The following is a 16,238-nucleotide window of genomic DNA, read 5'->3' on the forward strand; positions in this document are numbered from 1 at the left end:
CAGGGTTTCAACCACGGCAAGCACCCGCCCCTGACACGCCTTAGTTGTTGAGCGCAGTCCGAAAACGATCATCGCGGTAAAAGAGATGGACGCCGATCCGCGCGGTCTTGGTGAAGCTCTTGCTCCAGCGCGGACGCACCGCTGTGGTATGGTAATAGGTCGCGCCATCGGTGATCCCGGTGATCGCCCCATCCATCACCAGACGGGCCACTTTGGAGACCCGCTCAAACGCGGTTTTCTCGCGGATCACTTCCTTATGGCCGTCGCAGGTGTAGGTGAACTGGCACTGATACTTGCGCCCGGTCCCCTGGTTGATCACGCCGCACAGGCTGTCAGGGAACTGCGAGGATTTCACGCGGTTCATAATCACCTCGGCAACGGCGAACTGGCCCTTCACGGTTTCACCGCGCGCCTCGAAATACAGCGCTTCGGCGAGGCAGGCAAAATTCTCGCCCCCCTTGGCGGCCGGAATGGTGTCCAGCCATGCCTTGGTGAATTTCACTTCGGTCGCCTTGGCCTTCTTGGCCGAGCGGTTGAAGTTGAAGAAATTGTTCAAACGCCCGGTCGGCACGGCGTTCAGGGTGGATTGCTCACGTTCGAACAGCGCGTCCAAACCGGAATCCGCATATACATCTTTGGCCGCTGCCAAGGCGGCAGCAAACACGGCAGCTACAGTCAGAATCTTCATAAGGGCATCCCCACTAGACAGATCGCGCACGGCCATCCCAACGTCACGCGATCGCACCTCCTAGTGGAAATCCCTCCAAACGTCCAGCGACGGGACAGCGCACCCCGCTGCCCCTTGGTTAAGCGCCAATCCGCTGCTTTCTGCTGCCCCTGCGAAAGCCCCTTGTTTTCTTTACGATTTTAGAGATTCTCGTGGTGAATCTCCGGTTTGGCTGGAAATCGCCAATTGCGCCGCAGCAAGCCGTGCAACGGGCACCCGAAACGGGGAACAGGAGACGTAATCGAACCCGGCTTCGCGACAGAACGCAATCGATTCGGGGTTGCCGCCATGCTCGCCACAGATCGACAGCGTGATCTGCGGGTTCTCTGCACGACCCCGCTGAACCCCCAGTTTCAGCAGCTCGCCGACCCCGTCTGTATCCAGCACGTGGAAAGGATCCTCTGGAAAGACGCCCTGATTGACATAGGCCGACATAAACCGCCCCGCATCGTCCCGCGACATGCCATAGGTCATCTGGGTAAGGTCGTTGGTCCCGAAGCTGAGGAACGACGTATGCGGCGAAATCTCACCCGCGCGCAGGGCCGCACGCGGGGTCTCCACCATGACCCCCAGACGATAGGTGAAATCCTCGCCACGCTCGGCCTTCACCGCCAGCGCGACGGCATCAATGCGCGCCTTCACCAGCTCCACCTCACGTTTGGCCGAGACCAGCGGGATCATGATCTCCGGCACCACCGGATCGCCCTCCTTGGAGGCATCCAGAGTGGCCTCGAAAATCGCCCGTGCCTGCATGTCGTAGATTTCCGGCACCGTCACCCCCAGCCGCACGCCGCGCAGGCCCAGCATCGGGTTGTATTCCTCCATCTCCTCGACCCGGCGGGTCACATCGCTCACCGGGATACCCAAGGCTTCCGAAAGCTCCCGCTGCCCGGTTTTGGAGGTCGGCAGGAATTCATGCAGCGGCGGGTCGAACAGCCGAATACAGACCGGCAGCCCTTCCATGATGCGAAACAGCGCAAAGAAATCCTCCCGCTGCATCGGCAGCAACCGCGCCAGCACCGCAGCCCGCCCCTCCGAGGTCTCGGCAAAGATCATCTCCCGCATCACCGTCAACCGGCCGGGATCAAAGAACATATGCTCGGTCCGGCACAGGCCGATCCCCTGCGCGTTGAACTTGCGCGCGGTCTCGGCATCCTCCGGCGTGTCGGCATTGGCGCGGATGTCGATATCGCGCACCTCATCGGCCCAGGTGAGAAGGGTCTGAAAGGCGCCGTCCTCCGCCGCCTCCAGCATCTCCGGCTCGCCCGCCAGCACCTCGCCGCTGCTGCCGTCGATGGTGATGATATCGCCACGGCTGAACACCCGGTCGCCCTGGGCCACCAGCTGCTTGCGCCGACTGTGGAACTTCAGGTTAGAGGCCCCGACGATACATGGCAGCCCGAGGCCGCGACCGATCACCGCCGCATGGCTGGTGATCCCGCCGCGCTCCGTCAGCACCCCGACCGCCGCGTGCATACCCCGCACATCCTCGGGCGAGGTTTCGCGCCGCACCAGAATGCAGGGCTCACCGCGCGCCGCACTGGCCTGCGCCTCCGCAGCGGTAAACACCAGCCGCCCGGTGGCAGCACCGGGGCTGGCGGCAATGCCCTTTCCGATCACATCACGGGTCGCCCCCGGCGCCACCTGCCGGTGCAGCAGCTCGGTCAGAATATGCGCGTCGACCCGCATCACCGCTTCCTGCCGCGGGATAATGCCATCCTCGGCCAGCGCCACCGCGATCCGCACCGCCGCCTGTGCCGACCGGGTGACCCGCACCCCGTCCAGGATATGCACCGCGCCGCTCACGATCACGAATTCCACCTGCATCTCTTCGCGCAGACGCTGTCGCATCAGCCGGGCATGGGATTTCAGATCGGCAAAGGCCTCGGGCGCCGATTCCTCCAGCGATGGCCCGCGCGGGTCACGCTCCAGATACAGCGCCTCGGCCCCCGCCCCGAGCGCATCGCGCCCCTGGCTCTGGCTCAGGTACCGCCCAGTGATCTGAGGCTCACCGGTCTTGGTATTGACCAGCTGCAACACACCCGAACCGCATTCGCCCTGACCAAAGCCCGGCACCATCTCCTGCACCACCAGACCCAACCCCGCATCCGCAGGCGCGCCCTTGGCCTGCCGCAACAGCCGGGCCGAAGTGCCTTCCCAGGCCCGCGCCATCGACCGCAACACCGCCGCCAGCTGCTCCGCCGGATCCTGTGGAAACGGCTCATCGGTCTCCGCCTCATAGGCGTGCAGAACCTCGCTCAGCGCATCCGGCCCACCGTCCTCCACATCGTCAAAGACATCCGGGTCCAGCCGCGCCACATGCACCGCATAAGACTGCACAAACCGCAGATACAAGGCCGCCGCCCCGTCGCGCCCAAGACTGTCGCAAAGGTCGACATAGCGCGCATCATTCATGCCGATGTTGAGGATCGCACCGGGGCCGCCCCAATCGGGATCCTGTGACGACGGGCGCACACAGAGCAGCGCATCCGACGGAAAGGCGTCAACAATCGCCGCCATATCGGGCATCTCGCCCTGGGCGATCCCGTGCACCGCCTGAAACGACAGCGCCACGGTGCGCGGCACCGGCAGATCCAACCGCACCAGACGTTGCAGGCATTTCGCCCGCCCGCCATGGGTGTGATTGGCAATGGGCGCCACCGGCGTGATCAGCACAAAATCCGGCGTCTCATCCTGTGGGGCACGAGCCATGTCTCGATCATTTTTCTGCACTGCGGCGCCTTTCCTTTGCTATGCAGCATAGCCCTGTCGTCCATTCCCGCAAGGAAAAGCACGTGGACCAAAAGGAGAAAACCGGGACGACCCTGCGATCACCCCGGTTTCTCGTTGTTTTGCCTGCCCGGACTGCGCGGACTGCGCGGTCAGATCGCGGCCCTGCGGGGGTCTCAGCCCTCGATCCGGGTCAGATCGGCGACCTGCCCGCAGACCTTGCGGATCTGGCTCAGCAGGTTCAGGCGGTTGCGGCGCACCACCTCATTGTCGGAATTGACCTGCACCGCTTCAAAAAACGCATCCACCGGGGCGCGCAATGCGGCCATGCTGCCCATGGCAGCCGCGAAATCTTCGGCCTCGATGGCCGAAGAGATCGCCCCCTCGCTCTGCGCAAGCGCATCGAACAGGGCCACTTCGCTGTCATCCTCGGCGAATTTCTTATCCGCGCCGTAGGAATATTCTACGCCATCCTTCTCCTCGGCCTGCGCCAGGATATTGTTGGCCCGTTTGAAGCCCTGCAACAGGTTCTCGCCATCCTCGGAGGCCATGAACTCCTCCAGCGCACGGGCGCGTTTCACCAGCAGCGTGAGGTCATCGTTGGCCTCCATCGCGATGCAGGCGTCGATCACGTCATGACGGATGCCCTGATCACGCAGGAACACCTTGAGCCGGTCGTGGAAGAAGGAGAGGAGGTCACGCGACACATCCGGCAGCTGCGTCTTCAGCCGCTCGATATGTTTGGGCAGATCCCCGTCAAAGGCATCCAGCACCGTGCGCACAGCAGAACCAAAGACACCGTGATCGGCGATCTCGTTCAGCATGTCCTGCATCAGCCCCGTAGCAACCGGGTCACCACCGTTCTGGGCCATTTCATGGCGCAGCAGATGGGCATCAATTGCCCCGTCCAGCCGCATCCGCACATCATTGTCCAGCACCAGCCGGATCACCCCCAGCGCAGCACGGCGCAGGGCAAAGGGGTCTTTGGAGCCGGTGGGTTTTTCATCAATCGCCCAGAACCCGGTCAGCGTGTCCAGTTTATCGGCCAGCGCCACGGCAACCGAGACCGGCTCGGAAGGCACATCATCCGACGGGCCAAGCGGCGAATAATGCGCCTCGCAGGCATTGGCCACCTCTTGCGGCAGGCCAGCCGCCTCCGCGTAGTAGCGCCCCATCAGGCCCTGCAATTCCGGGAACTCATAGACCATTTCGGAACTCAGATCGGCCTTTGCCACCCGTGCGGCCTGCTCTGCCAGATCGGCATCGGCGCCGACAACCGGCGCGATCTCGCGGGCCAGCGCGGCAATACGGTCAATCCGCGCCGCCTGCGTGCCCAGCTTGTTGTGGAAGGTCACATTGCCCAGCTTCGCAACCCAGGGCTCAAACCCCTGCTCGGTCACCGTGCGCAGATCATTCTCCCAGAAGAACTTCGCATCCGCCAGCCGTGCCGACAGAACTTTTTGGTTGCCGGCCAGGATGGTCGCGCCATTGTCGGCGGTCTCGCGGTTGGCGACGGTGATGAACTTCTCGATCCGCCCGGTCTTCGGATTGCGCACCGAGAAAAACTTCTGATGTTCCTTCATCGAGGTCTGCAAGACCTCCGGCGGCAGCGCCAGGAATTCATCGTCGATGGCGCCCATCAGCACCACCGGCCATTCCACCAGACCAGCGACCTCGGCCAGAAGACCCTTGTCCTCGACAACCTCCAACCCGCTGGCAAAGGCCTGATTGGTGGCCTCCTGCCAGATGGCCGCTTCCCGCTCGGCCGGATCCAGCACCACATGCGCCCGCTTCAGCTTGGCGGCATAATCGTCAAAGCTGGATACGGTGATCTGATCCGGCGCCATGAAACGGTGGCCAAATGTGGTCTTGCCCGATGCAATTCCGTCGATATCCAGCGGCACAACCTCGGCGCCATCCTCCTTGGACAGGAGACAGAGGATCGAATGCAGCGGGCGCACCCAGCGCAGGGCGCCCGATCCCCAGCGCATGGACTTCGGCCAGGGGAAATTGCGGATGGTGTCTTCCAGCACCTCTGCAATGATCTCTGCCGCCGGGCGCCCCGGCTTTTCGATCAGCGCAAAATAGACTGCGCCCTTCGGGGTGTCGCGCTCTTCCAGCTGCTCGCGTGTGAGGCCGGCACCGCGCAGGAAGCCTTCGATGGCCTTGTCCGGCGCGCCCACTTTCGGCCCCTTGCGCTCCTCGCGCACTGTCGGGGAGTGCTCCAGCAGCCCCTCAAGCGCCAGCGTCAGACGGCGCGGCGTCGATAGCGCATGGGCACCGGCATAGGTCAGCCCCGCTTCGACCAGACCATCGGTCACGCGCTTTTTCAGATCCTCGGCCGCACGCGCCTGCATACGGGCCGGAATTTCCTCGGAAAACAGTTCAATCAGAAGATCAGGCATCAGATGTCCTTACGGATGGCCGCGCGCGGCGCGGAAAATACGTGTTGACGGAACGGAGCCGCTTCTGAACGAAGGGCTGCGCCGTCCCGCGGGGTGGCGCTATTGCGCCGCCCCAGAGGGGCGGTACTCTTCAGAAAGGCAAGCATCATTCGCCTCCGACCGCCTCTGGCCGGGGCGGGCATTCCTCGCCCACAACCGTGCCGTCATAGGCTTTCTGGCCGCAATCGTTCAGCTCATGCCAGACATAGCCGCGCCCTGCGTCGGTGATCGCTACGATACGGTCCACCCCGTAAGAGATATTCTTGACCGACAAAAAGCTCTCGGCGCGTCCCTCGGCCAGCGCCTGGCCAATGGCTTCGGCATCAAAACAGTCAAACCAGCCCGGCGCATTGCGCGGCTCTTTCTGATCCGACAGCACAAACAGTTGCGCCAGCTCTTCGGGCTTCAGATCGGTAGCGAAACAGGCGCGATAGCGAATGGGAGAACTCTCCGCGTCGATCGCCTCAAAGCCACTGTAGCGGATCGGCAGCGCCGCGCCACCACCAAGCGGCGTCAGCATCACGTCCTTGCCCGGCTCCAGCTCGACATCCTCGTAAAAGCCGTAGACCTGCAGGTAATACATCGCCGCCCCAGCCGCGAGGCCGGAGCAGATCAGGATCAGCGAAAGGAACTTGCCCATACCTTGGACTCCTATTGGCAATCAGCCTCGGGTTACGCTGCGTGACCGCCGGCTTCGGTCTGCACAAAGGCATCGGCGCATTGCTTGGCCAGCGCGCGCACCCGGCCGATATAGGCCTGCCGCTCGGTGACGGAAATGACGCCGCGCGCATCGAGCAGGTTGAAGACATGGCTGGCCTTGATGCACTGGTCATAGGCCGGATGGGCCATGATGATGCGTTTGCCGGTCTTGGGGTCGATATGCTCCTGCGCGAGGATCGCGGCGCATTCGGCCTCGGCCTCCTCGAAATGGCGCAGCAGTACCTCGGTATTGGCCACGTCAAAGTTCCAGCGGGCGTATTCTTCCTCGGTCTGCTTGAACACATCGCCATAGCTCAGCGGGATCAGCGCGTCCGGGTCGTTGAACGGCATGTCCATCACGTGATCGACGCCCAGAATATACATCGCCAGACGTTCCAGACCATAGGTCAGCTCGCCCGATACCGGGTGACAATCGTAGCCGCCGACCTGCTGGAAATAGGTGAATTGGCTGACTTCCATGCCGTCGCACCAGACCTCCCAGCCCAGGCCCCAAGCGCCGAGCGTCGGGCTTTCCCAGTCGTCCTCGACAAAACGAATGTCGTGCATGTCCATATCGACGCCGATCGCCTCGAGGCTGCCCAGATACAGCTCCTGCAGGTTCGGCGGCGAGGGTTTGATCAGCACCTGATACTGGTAGTAGTGCTGCAACCGGTTCGGGTTCTCACCATAGCGGCCATCGGTCGGACGGCGCGACGGCTGCACATAGGCGGCCGCCCAGGCCTTGCTGCCCAGCGCGCGCAGCGTGGTCGCGGGGTGAAAGGTGCCCGCGCCGACTTCCATGTCGTAGGGCTGCATAATGGCACAGCCTTTGGAGGCCCAGTACGTCTGAAGCCGCAGAATGATCTCTTGGAACGAGCGCGGAGCGCCTTTGATGTCGGTCATGTTTCTTCCCTATGGGGGCAGCAAATCCGGGGTTCTTCCTATGCAAGCCCCGGCGCAGGGTCAACGGCGCATCGCAGCCTCAGCGGCTCCGGCCCGGCTGAAACACGCAGCCCCCGCCCTCCAGCGCGTCCCTGAGGCCACATCAGCCGAATTTGGCGCCATCCGCCGGGTTTTCCCCCTGCGAAGAGGAGTTCCCTTCGCGGCGCGAAAGTGGTTATGTGCGCGCCAACGACCGATCACCCCGATAGAGGCCTTTTGATGAAGAGTTTGATTGCTACGCTGGCACTGTCCCTGATGGCGCTGGCATCCGCCTTTACAGGTGTTGCCACCGCCCAGACCGGCACCCAACAATCCGCGCAGGAGACGGTCTGGATCCAGGTTGCCGCCCGCGCCTCCCTGCGCGAAGCCCAGGCCGAAGCGCAGGAATTTGCCGCGCGGCTGCCCGATGTCTCCGGCTTCTCGCTTGGCGGTGGCTGGTATGGCATTCTGCTTGGCCCCTATACCCGCAGCGATGCCGACCGGGTGCTTCAGGTCTACCGCGCCGAACGGCAGATCCCGCGCGACAGCTTCATCGCGTTAAGCAGCAACCTCGGCAATCAGTTCTACCCGACAGCCGCCACCGCCAATACCGAGCCGCAGGCCACCGTCGAAAGCCCGGTTCTGGAGCCGATCGACCCCGCAGTGGTGACCCAGGCCCCTGCGGAACCGGTCGAAACCGTGCTCCCCGATGAGACCCCGGCTGAGGCGCGCCGCAGCGAATCCCGTCTCACCCGCGAAGAACGCATGGATCTGCAAACCGCGCTCAAGGCCGCCGGTTTCTATACTTCCACCATCGACGGCGCCTTTGGTCGCGGCACGCGTGGCTCCATGTCGGACTGGCAGTCGGCCCGCGGCTACGCGCCCACCGGTGTGCTGACCACCGCCCAGCGTCAGGCGCTGATGGATGAATATAACGCGCCGCTGATTTCGGTTGGCATGGCCCCCCTCACCGATACCAAAGCCGGGATTTCGATGCAGATCCCCGCAGGTGAAGTGACCTTCGATCGCTACGAATCTCCCTTTGCCCTGTTCAAGAGCAGCGGCGATCTTGGCGCGCAGCTGCTGCTGATCAGTCAGCCCGGTGACCGGCGCACGCTCTACGGTCTCTACGACATCATGCAGACGCTGGAGATCGTCCCTCTGGACGGTCCGCGCCAGCGCAGCGGCGACAGCTTCACCCTGGAAGGCCGCGGCAATGGCATCGTCTCCTATACCGAGGCCCGGCTCGCCAATGGCGAAATCAAGGGCTTCACGCTGGTCTGGCCGACCGGTGACGACGAGCGGCGCGCCCGCGTGCTGGCAGCGATGTCGGCCAGCTTCGAACGCATCGACGGCGTTCTGGATCCCGCCGCCGGTGCCGATGCCCCGCAGAATGTCGATCTGATCTCGGGCCTTGACGTGCGCAAGCCGCGCCTGTCGCGCTCCGGCTTCTATGTCGATGCCAAGGGCAGCGTGGCGACCACCGCCGATGTGGTTGCAGGCTGCACCCGGGTGACACTGGATCACGACTACCAGGCCGAGGTCGCCTATACCGACACCGCCACCGGCATCGCCGTGCTGCGCCCGGTTGAGGCGCTGGCCCCGATGGCCGTCGCCAAACTGGCCAGCGCCTCCGCCCGGCTTCAGTCCGATATCGCGGTTTCCGGCTTCTCTTACGAGGGCGTCCTCGGCGCCCCCAGCCTCAGCTGGGGCAGCTTGCAGGATGTAAAGGATCTGTCCGGCAACCCCGGTGTCTCGCGTCTGCAACTCAGCAGCCAGCCGGGCGATGCGGGCGGCCCGGTGCTGACCACCGATGGCGCCGTGCAGGGCATGTTGCTGAGCCAGACCAAAGGCGCCACCCAGCTGCCAGAAGGGGTCAGTTTTGCGGCAAATGCCGATACCCTGCGCGCCGCCCTGAGCAGCGCCGGGGTCACCGCCTCTGACGCCAGCGCTGAGGCGACCGCCTTGCCGGTCGGGGCGCTGACCCGTCAGGCCAGCGGCATGACCGTTCTGGTCAGCTGCTGGGACTGAGCCACGGCCAGCCACCGCCCTGCGGGGCTTTGCAAACCCAAAAAGGCCGGAGCGAATGCTCCGGCCTTATTCGTTTCCGCGCCGATCTGTTCAGCCGGTCTTCACTCGCACGCTCAATAGGCGTGGATACGGCCATCCCAGGTGTGAAAACAGCCCGTGGTTTCCGTGCTCAGCACGTCAAACTCATGCAGCAGCCCGGCGACGGATTCCTGCACCGAGATGTCGCCCTCTTCACCGCCCATATCCGTCCGCACCCAGCCCGGATGATAGATCCCGACGGCGATGCCCTCCGGCAGCAGATCCGTCGCCAGATTGCGCCCGATATTGAGCGCTGCCGCCTTTGACGCGCGATAGGCATAGCTGCCGCCGGGCGCACGGGAATGGCTCGCCATCTGTGACGAAATGATCGCGATCTTCGGATCCGCCGCCAGCCGCAGGTTCGGCAACAGCGCCTGCACCGTCAAAAAGACCCCAGTGACATTGGCGGCCAGCGTCTTGCCCCAGACCTCGGCAGAGTAATCCTCCAGCGCCATTGATTTATCGAGATAGACACCGGCGTTGCACACCAGCAGGTCAACCGGTCGCCCCTTCAGCTGGGCGGCAAACCGCGCCTGCTGGCCGGGATCGGTCACATCCAGCCGCACACCGGAGGAATGATCGCGCGACGTGCCAGTCACCTCGTGACCATCCTCCCGCAGCTTCGCGACCAATTCGCGGCCAATGCCCCGGCTGGTTCCTGTCACGACGACATGCATACATGCTCTTCCTTCAATTGGTTTTTCTATTGGGCAGGAAGGGCAGCGGCAGCACCGGCACGCCCTCCTCGATCAGCGCCCGCGCCTCTTCCGGTCGGGCCTCACCGTGGATCGCCCGCTCCGGCGCATCACCAAGGTGCATGGCGCGCGCCTCATTGGCGAAATCCTTACCGACGTAATCTGAATTCTTCTCAACCTTGCGCCGCAGCTCCGCCACCGCAGCCTCCAGCTCTCCCGATGGGGTGCTCAGCGCCCCCGCACCGGGTGGGACCGCCCGCAGCGCGCCCGGCGCTCCAGCCGCCTGTGGTGCAGGTTGCTGCGGCGCGACAGCCCCCGCAGCGGCACGCGACTCTGCCTCACCGACCGGCGAAACCGCCGTACGGCCGGGGCGCACGCGGGGCGCCATGATTGCCTTTTCCACCTGACTGGATCCACATTGCGCACAGGCCACCATCCCCGCCGCTGCCAGCTTGTCAAAAGCGGCTGCCGACTGGAACCAGCTGTCAAAACTGTGTCCTTCAGCGCATTTCAGAGCGTATTGTATCATCGTCATCACTCTTCATCAGGAGGGGATGATTAAATCTGCAATCCCCACAAGTGCAAGGGCAGAAGCGCCGGCTGCCGCTGTTCCACATCAGACCGCCGCAGATCGGCAACCGCCTTCGGAGGGCGGGTTGCTACCGTGGTGCCAGCAACCGGTCCTGCAGGCGCGCAACCAATGTCTCATGTGGCTGATCCGCCGCCACCGCCAGACGACGCAGACCAAAATGGACCCGCGCCATTTCCTGATAATAGCCCGAATAGACGAAATTGGTCGTGGCCCCGGCCACGGCCCCCAGCACCGGCAGAGTCTGCGCGGCCAGTTTCTGCCCCAGAGCCATGCTGAAACGGGGGGCCACCTGCGCGATCAGTTTCTGCACCGCCCCCCCGGTCAGCCCCAGCCGCAGTGACAGGAACCCCAGATCCGCGCCATCATCCGCCGCCAGCGGACCGGCAGCTGCGAACACCCGGATACAGTCAAAGCGAACGCCCTCGGCCTCCGGGTCAAAGCCTTCTTCGGCCGCCACCCCCTGAATACTGCGCAGCAGGAAGGCCGTGGTTGCGGGCAGCTCGACCAATGCTCCGGGCAAACCGCCCATACCACCCGCCGCGCCCATCGCGGCGCTGACCGCGCGGTTGACCGCCGCCGGCTGATCCGGCACCACCCGGCGCGATCCGCTGGCCCCCTGCATCGCCAGTTGCAGCGCCTGCTCGGTGGCGCCGTTCAACCGGCTCCGCACCGGCGCAGGCAATTTGTCCAGCAGCCCGTCAACCGAGCCGCCCAGCAGGTTCAGGATCTGGATGCCCAGCCCACCGGCGGCGCGGTAACGCTTGGCCAGCGCCTCCAGCTCCGCCTCCACGGCAGCAGCGTCCAGCGGCGTGGTCAGGGCAGTGTCAGGGGTCAGGATCTCGGTCATGGCATACCTCATGTTGCCAAAAAAATGTTTGTCTTCCCGGCCCGTATTTCAAGATCTCGGTGACCTGCGCCTGCGATCCACCCCGATCAGCCGGGGATCTGCGGCCCGCTCCAGCGCAGAACCCTGCCGCGCACATCGGCCCAGCCGCCAGCCGCCAGATCCAGACCCAGAACCCGCTCCGGGTTGGTCGGCGGCGGCATCTCGACCGCGGGCAGCAGCGAAAACCCAAAGCGCCGGTAATACGGCGCATCGCCCACCAGCAGCACCCTGCTCCAGCCGCGCTCCTCCGCCTTGGCCAGACTGTCGCGGATCAGGGCGCCGCCCAGCCCCTCGCCCTGATGGGTCGGGTGAACCGCCACCGGCCCCAGCAGCAGCGCCGGCAGGCCCGCCTCACCAATCCGCACCGGCCAGAAGCGGATCGCCCCGGCCAGAATACCGCCCTGATCGCGCGCCACCTGGCTCAGCCCGCTGACCGGCGGCACGTCGTCGCGCAAACGATAGGACGACAGCGCCTCGCGACCGGGCGCAAAGCACAGGTCATATAGCGCCTCGACCTCCCAGCGGTCCTCGGGCTGCTCTGCCTTCAACTCAATCACGCGCCCGCCTCCACGCCCGTCGCCGTCACCGCCCGCTGACCAACCCAGCACCACCGAGGGATTTGCCCCACAGCGCGCTGCAAACTCTTCACGCAGGCTGGTCATCGCCCTAACACGGGCGTAAGCCTTGGGCAAACCCCGGCAGCCGGATCCGCAAGCAATACCAGCAGGCTACCGGCCCGGCTCAGACTTGGAGACCAGCATATGTTCTACCGACCCGAGAGCGGCCACGGGCTGCCGCACAACCCGTTCAACGCCATTGTCACCCCGCGCCCCATTGGCTGGATTTCCACCCGTGCGGCCGATGGCACCAACAATCTGGCGCCCTATTCCTTCTTCAATGCCGTCGCCTATGAACCGCCGCAGGTGATGTTTGCCTCCACCTCGGCCAAGGACGATCAGGACGGCACCAAGGACAGCGTGGCCAATATCGCCGAAACCGGCGTGTTCTGCGTCAATGTTGTCTCCTACGCGCTGCGGGATGCAATGAACGCCAGTTCCGCAGCCCTGCCCAAAGGGGTGGATGAATTTGCCCACGCGGGTCTGGAGATGGCCGCCTGCGAAACCATTCCCTGCGGTCGTGTCGCCGCCGCCCCGGCTGCGCTGGAATGCCGCCTGACGCAGATCGTGACCCTTCCCGGCACCGCCAACAAGGTGGTCTTTGGTGAGGTGGTCGGCGTCCATCTCGACGACAGCTGCCTGATCGACGGAACTTTCGATGTGACCCGCTTCCAGCCGCTGGCGCGCCTTGGCTACCGTGACTACTCTGTGGTGCGGGATCTGTTTTCCCTCACCCGCCCGGATGAATGAGGCCCAGAAATGCCGTTACCCGACCCAAAGAAACGCCATCCGATCACCCTGCCCGATGGCAGCGCCCATGCCGGCACGGTGATGCTGTCGGAGGCGATTGATCACCCGAATTTCTCCATCGGCGTCTTCACCTATGCCTCCGCCTTTGAACCGCCGTCGGACTGGGCCAGCCGTCTGGCGCCCTATCTCTTTGCCGGATCGCGCGAGCGGGTGGTGATCGGCAGATTCTGCCAGATCGCCGAGGGCGTGCGCATCATCACCGCCTCTGCCAATCACGCGCAGGACGGGCTCAGCTGCTATCCTTTCCCGGTGTTCGATCAGACGCAGATGACCGGATTTCAGCCCGATACCCGCGACACGGTGATCGGCAATGATGTCTGGATCGGCTATGGCGCGATGATCCTGCCGGGGGCGCGGATCGGGGATGGCGCCATCATCGGTGCCGGTGCGGTGGTGCGCGGGTCGATCCCGCCCTACGCCATCGTGACCGGCAACCCCGGCACCGTCCACAGCTACCGCTTCACCAAACCGCAGATCGCGCGCCTGCTTGGTCTGAAATGGTGGGACTGGCCCGCCGACCTGATCTCGCGCGCTGAACCTGCGCTCTTGTCCGGTGACCTCGACATGCTGGAGACCCTGGCACCTGACTGACCAAGCTTTGCCCAAGAGCGCCGTTCAATCACCGTAAAACGAGAAAACCCGCGACGCCGATGGTGTCGCGGGTTTCTTCTTTCAGATGCCACGGGACAGCTTAGTGGCCCCCCAGGATCCCGGTCTTGACCGAGTAGTCCACCGCCAGCGCATAGTCAGGGTCATCGTCACTATCGACCATCAGATGCCCGGCCTTGGTCAGAAGCTGATGGCAATCACGGCTCAGATGCCGCAGCACCAGCGCCTTGCCCTCGGCCTCATACTTGCCCGCCAGCGCCTCGATCGCCTGTAGCGCCGACTGATCCACCACCCGGCTGCGGGCAAAGTCCACGATCACATGATCCGGGTCATTCGCTACATCGAACAGCTCGATGAACCCGTCGGTCGAGCCAAAGAACAGCGGCCCCTCGATCTCATAGACCTTGGCGCCCTTGTCGGTGGCGGATTCGCGGGTATAGGCGTGGATGCGGCGGGCGTTGTTCCAGGCATAGGCCAGCGCCGAGACGATCACGCCCACAACCACCGCAATCGCAAGGTCGGTCATCACCGTCACCACGGTCACCAGCACAATGACAAAGGCGTCCATCATGGGCACTTTGGTCATCACCTTGAAGCTGTTCCAGGCAAAGGTGCCGATCACCACCATGAACATCACGCCCACCAGCGCCGCCAGCGGGATCTGCTCGATCAGCGGCGAGGCCACCACGATAAACGCCAGCAGGAACAGCGCCGCAGCAATGCCAGCAATCCGCGTCCGACCGCCGGATTTCACATTGATCATCGACTGGCCGATCATCGCACAGCCGCCCATGCCGCCAAAGAAGCCTGTGACCACGTTGGAGGCCCCCTGCGCGATACATTCCTGGCTTGCCCCGCCCCGCTTGCCGGTGATTTCACCAACCAGGTTCAGCGTCAGCAGGCTCTCGATCAGGCCGATCGCCGCGAGGATCACCGCATAGGGCAGAATGATCCACAGCGTCTCCAGCGTGAAGGGGGCCAGCGCGGTGCCGTAAAGGCCTTCACCCGTGCCAAACGGATTGTGGAAGGAGGGGAAACTGCCCTTGATCGAGGCCATATCGCCCACCGTCGGCACGTCAATGCCCAGCGCAATCACCAGCGCCGCCACGATGCCGATCCCGGCCAGCGGCGCCGGAACGATGGCGGTGATCTTGGGTGTGCCCCAGATGATCAGCATGGTCAGCCCCACCAGCCCCAGCATCATGATCAGCTGCGACCCTGCCAGCCAGGCCTCGGTATTGTCCGGGTCCTTGAACTGCGTCAGCTGCGCCAGGAAAATCACAATCGCCAGCCCGTTCACAAAGCCGAGCATCACCGGATGCGGCACCAGCCGGATGAATTTCCCCCAGTGCATGACACCGGCAAAGATCTGCAAGATCCCCATCAGCACCACGGTGGCAAACAGGTATTCCACCCCGTGCTGCGCCACCAGCGCCACCATCACCACCGCCAGCGCGCCGGTCGCACCCGAGATCATCCCGGGCCGCCCGCCGAACACCGCGGTGATCAACCCGACCATAAAGGCCGCATAAAGCCCCACCAGCGGGTGCACGCCCGCCACAAAGGCAAAGGCGACCGCCTCCGGCACCAGCGCCAGCGCCACGGTCAGGCCCGACAGCAATTCGGTGCGCACACGGCCCACGGTAAAGCCCTCGTCCTGCATGATGGAGAGATTGGGCGGTGAAATCTGTTTGGCGAGCGTCGCCATAATGCCGCGGGTCATGGGGTCACCTGTGATCGGGAAAGGGTATCGTTAGCGCCCGCCCCTAGCGGAATTCCGCCAGTGGGGCAAGGGCAGCCCCCGTTACCGCCCGCTCAGCGCCCAACAGGTCAGCCCTCCTGTCCAAATGTTTCGCACGCGAAACATTGCGGCAGCGCTGCTGACATTAAACTTAAGCGTTTAGCAGCACTCAACCACTCGCCTCGCTTTGATTGGCCCACAATCCATCGGACGGTCCTCTCATTGGAATTGGGGAATATGTGATGCAAGGCGCCAACAAGATAACGGATTTAAGGACGATGCAGGAAGGCGAGCTTTCCCCAGCAGATGAAAAGCGCATCGCCGCCAGCTCTCGAGCTTCACCAGATCGTGTTATGTGCGATCTGAACCCTCACATCCGCGGTGAGCGATCTGCGAAGCCCGCCGGTCATTGAAGTGATCACAAAATTCCCGGCCGCGACTGGGAAAGCTTCTCAGCGATCGCCTATGCCGCCGACGTCGTGGTTCCGATCATCGACTTCGGCCAGACCGAGGCCTGGGCACCCTCCACCACCCGTGGCCCGGCGGGTGTGATCCTGTGGTGGGCACGCTGGATCTTCACCTTTGCAGGCTGGATCGTCACCGCCCTTGGCGCGGCGGCTTTGACCGGGATCATCCGGCGCGAATAGCGCCCGCCTGT

Annotated in this window: 14 protein-coding genes; 4 read left to right on the forward strand and 10 right to left on the reverse strand. The window is 64.0% G+C overall.

The features are described from left to right. Window positions 1–40: 40 nt before the first annotated feature. From VWZ81_RS17205 to VWZ81_RS17225, 5 genes are all read right to left on the reverse strand, one after another. Complete coding sequence (locus VWZ81_RS17205; protein WP_340546285.1) at window positions 41–724, reverse strand: cell wall hydrolase; 684 nt, start codon at window positions 722–724, stop codon at window positions 41–43. A gap of 135 nt (window positions 725–859) precedes the next feature. Next, a complete protein-coding gene (locus VWZ81_RS17210; protein WP_416535784.1) occupies window positions 860–3,439 on the reverse strand; it encodes a putative PEP-binding protein in 2,580 nt (859 codons plus the stop codon). A 194-nt stretch (window positions 3,440–3,633) separates the two neighbouring features. Continuing rightward, window positions 3,634–5,862 carry a glycine--tRNA ligase subunit beta gene (glyS, locus tag VWZ81_RS17215; RefSeq protein ID WP_416539341.1) on the reverse strand — a complete coding sequence of 743 codons (2,229 nt, stop codon included), beginning with the start codon at window positions 5,860–5,862 and terminating at the stop codon, window positions 3,634–3,636. A gap of 145 nt (window positions 5,863–6,007) precedes the next feature. After that, window positions 6,008–6,541, reverse strand: coding sequence for a DUF6446 family protein (locus VWZ81_RS17220; protein WP_416535782.1), 534 nt, complete (start codon window positions 6,539–6,541; stop codon window positions 6,008–6,010). A gap of 32 nt (window positions 6,542–6,573) precedes the next feature. Continuing rightward, on the reverse strand, window positions 6,574–7,503 hold the full coding sequence (locus VWZ81_RS17225; RefSeq protein ID WP_416543180.1) for a glycine--tRNA ligase subunit alpha: 930 nt from the start codon (window positions 7,501–7,503) through the stop codon (window positions 6,574–6,576). A 258-nt stretch (window positions 7,504–7,761) separates the two neighbouring features. On the opposite strand from VWZ81_RS17225, the gene VWZ81_RS17230 reads away from it, so the two are divergent. Next, the gene (locus VWZ81_RS17230) at window positions 7,762–9,552 is read left to right on the forward strand and encodes a serine protease (RefSeq protein WP_416543179.1); all 1,791 of its coding nucleotides are present in this window, start codon (window positions 7,762–7,764) and stop codon (window positions 9,550–9,552) included. A gap of 113 nt (window positions 9,553–9,665) precedes the next feature. Here VWZ81_RS17230 and VWZ81_RS17235 read toward each other — a convergent pair whose 3' ends face one another. The 4 genes from VWZ81_RS17235 to VWZ81_RS17250 all read right to left on the reverse strand — a co-directional run bounded on the left by VWZ81_RS17235 (window position 9,666) and on the right by VWZ81_RS17250 (window position 12,360). After that, complete coding sequence (locus VWZ81_RS17235) at window positions 9,666–10,307, reverse strand: SDR family oxidoreductase (protein ID WP_416543178.1); 642 nt, start codon at window positions 10,305–10,307, stop codon at window positions 9,666–9,668. A 13-nt stretch (window positions 10,308–10,320) separates the two neighbouring features. Continuing rightward, window positions 10,321–10,854, reverse strand: coding sequence for a DUF1178 family protein (locus VWZ81_RS17240; RefSeq protein ID WP_416539351.1), 534 nt, complete (start codon window positions 10,852–10,854; stop codon window positions 10,321–10,323). Between the two features lie 130 nt (window positions 10,855–10,984). After that, the gene (locus VWZ81_RS17245; protein ID WP_416543177.1) at window positions 10,985–11,764 is read right to left on the reverse strand and encodes an EcsC family protein; all 780 of its coding nucleotides are present in this window, start codon (window positions 11,762–11,764) and stop codon (window positions 10,985–10,987) included. A gap of 86 nt (window positions 11,765–11,850) precedes the next feature. Beyond that, a complete protein-coding gene (locus VWZ81_RS17250; RefSeq protein ID WP_340546284.1) occupies window positions 11,851–12,360 on the reverse strand; it encodes a GNAT family N-acetyltransferase in 510 nt (169 codons plus the stop codon). A 204-nt stretch (window positions 12,361–12,564) separates the two neighbouring features. Here VWZ81_RS17250 and VWZ81_RS17255 point away from each other — a divergent pair, with 204 nt between their 5' ends. Beyond that, the gene (locus VWZ81_RS17255) at window positions 12,565–13,170 is read left to right on the forward strand and encodes a flavin reductase family protein (RefSeq protein ID WP_340544673.1); all 606 of its coding nucleotides are present in this window, start codon (window positions 12,565–12,567) and stop codon (window positions 13,168–13,170) included. Between the two features lie 9 nt (window positions 13,171–13,179). Beyond that, window positions 13,180–13,821, forward strand: coding sequence for a CatB-related O-acetyltransferase (locus VWZ81_RS17260; protein WP_416543176.1), 642 nt, complete (start codon window positions 13,180–13,182; stop codon window positions 13,819–13,821). 100 nt (window positions 13,822–13,921) lie between these two features. Here the strand turns inward: VWZ81_RS17260 and VWZ81_RS17265 are convergent, their stop codons facing one another. Further along, a complete protein-coding gene (locus tag VWZ81_RS17265; RefSeq protein WP_340544671.1) occupies window positions 13,922–15,562 on the reverse strand; it encodes a SulP family inorganic anion transporter in 1,641 nt (546 codons plus the stop codon). Between the two features lie 497 nt (window positions 15,563–16,059). Here VWZ81_RS17265 and VWZ81_RS17270 point away from each other — a divergent pair, with 497 nt between their 5' ends. After that, window positions 16,060–16,227, forward strand: coding sequence for a hypothetical protein (locus tag VWZ81_RS17270; RefSeq protein WP_416543175.1), 168 nt, complete (start codon window positions 16,060–16,062; stop codon window positions 16,225–16,227). The last annotated feature ends 11 nt before the right edge of the window (window positions 16,228–16,238 follow it).

The organism is Phaeobacter sp. JH20_34, assembly GCF_048056095.1.
Taxonomy (GTDB): domain Bacteria; phylum Pseudomonadota; class Alphaproteobacteria; order Rhodobacterales; family Rhodobacteraceae; genus Phaeobacter; species Phaeobacter bryozoorum.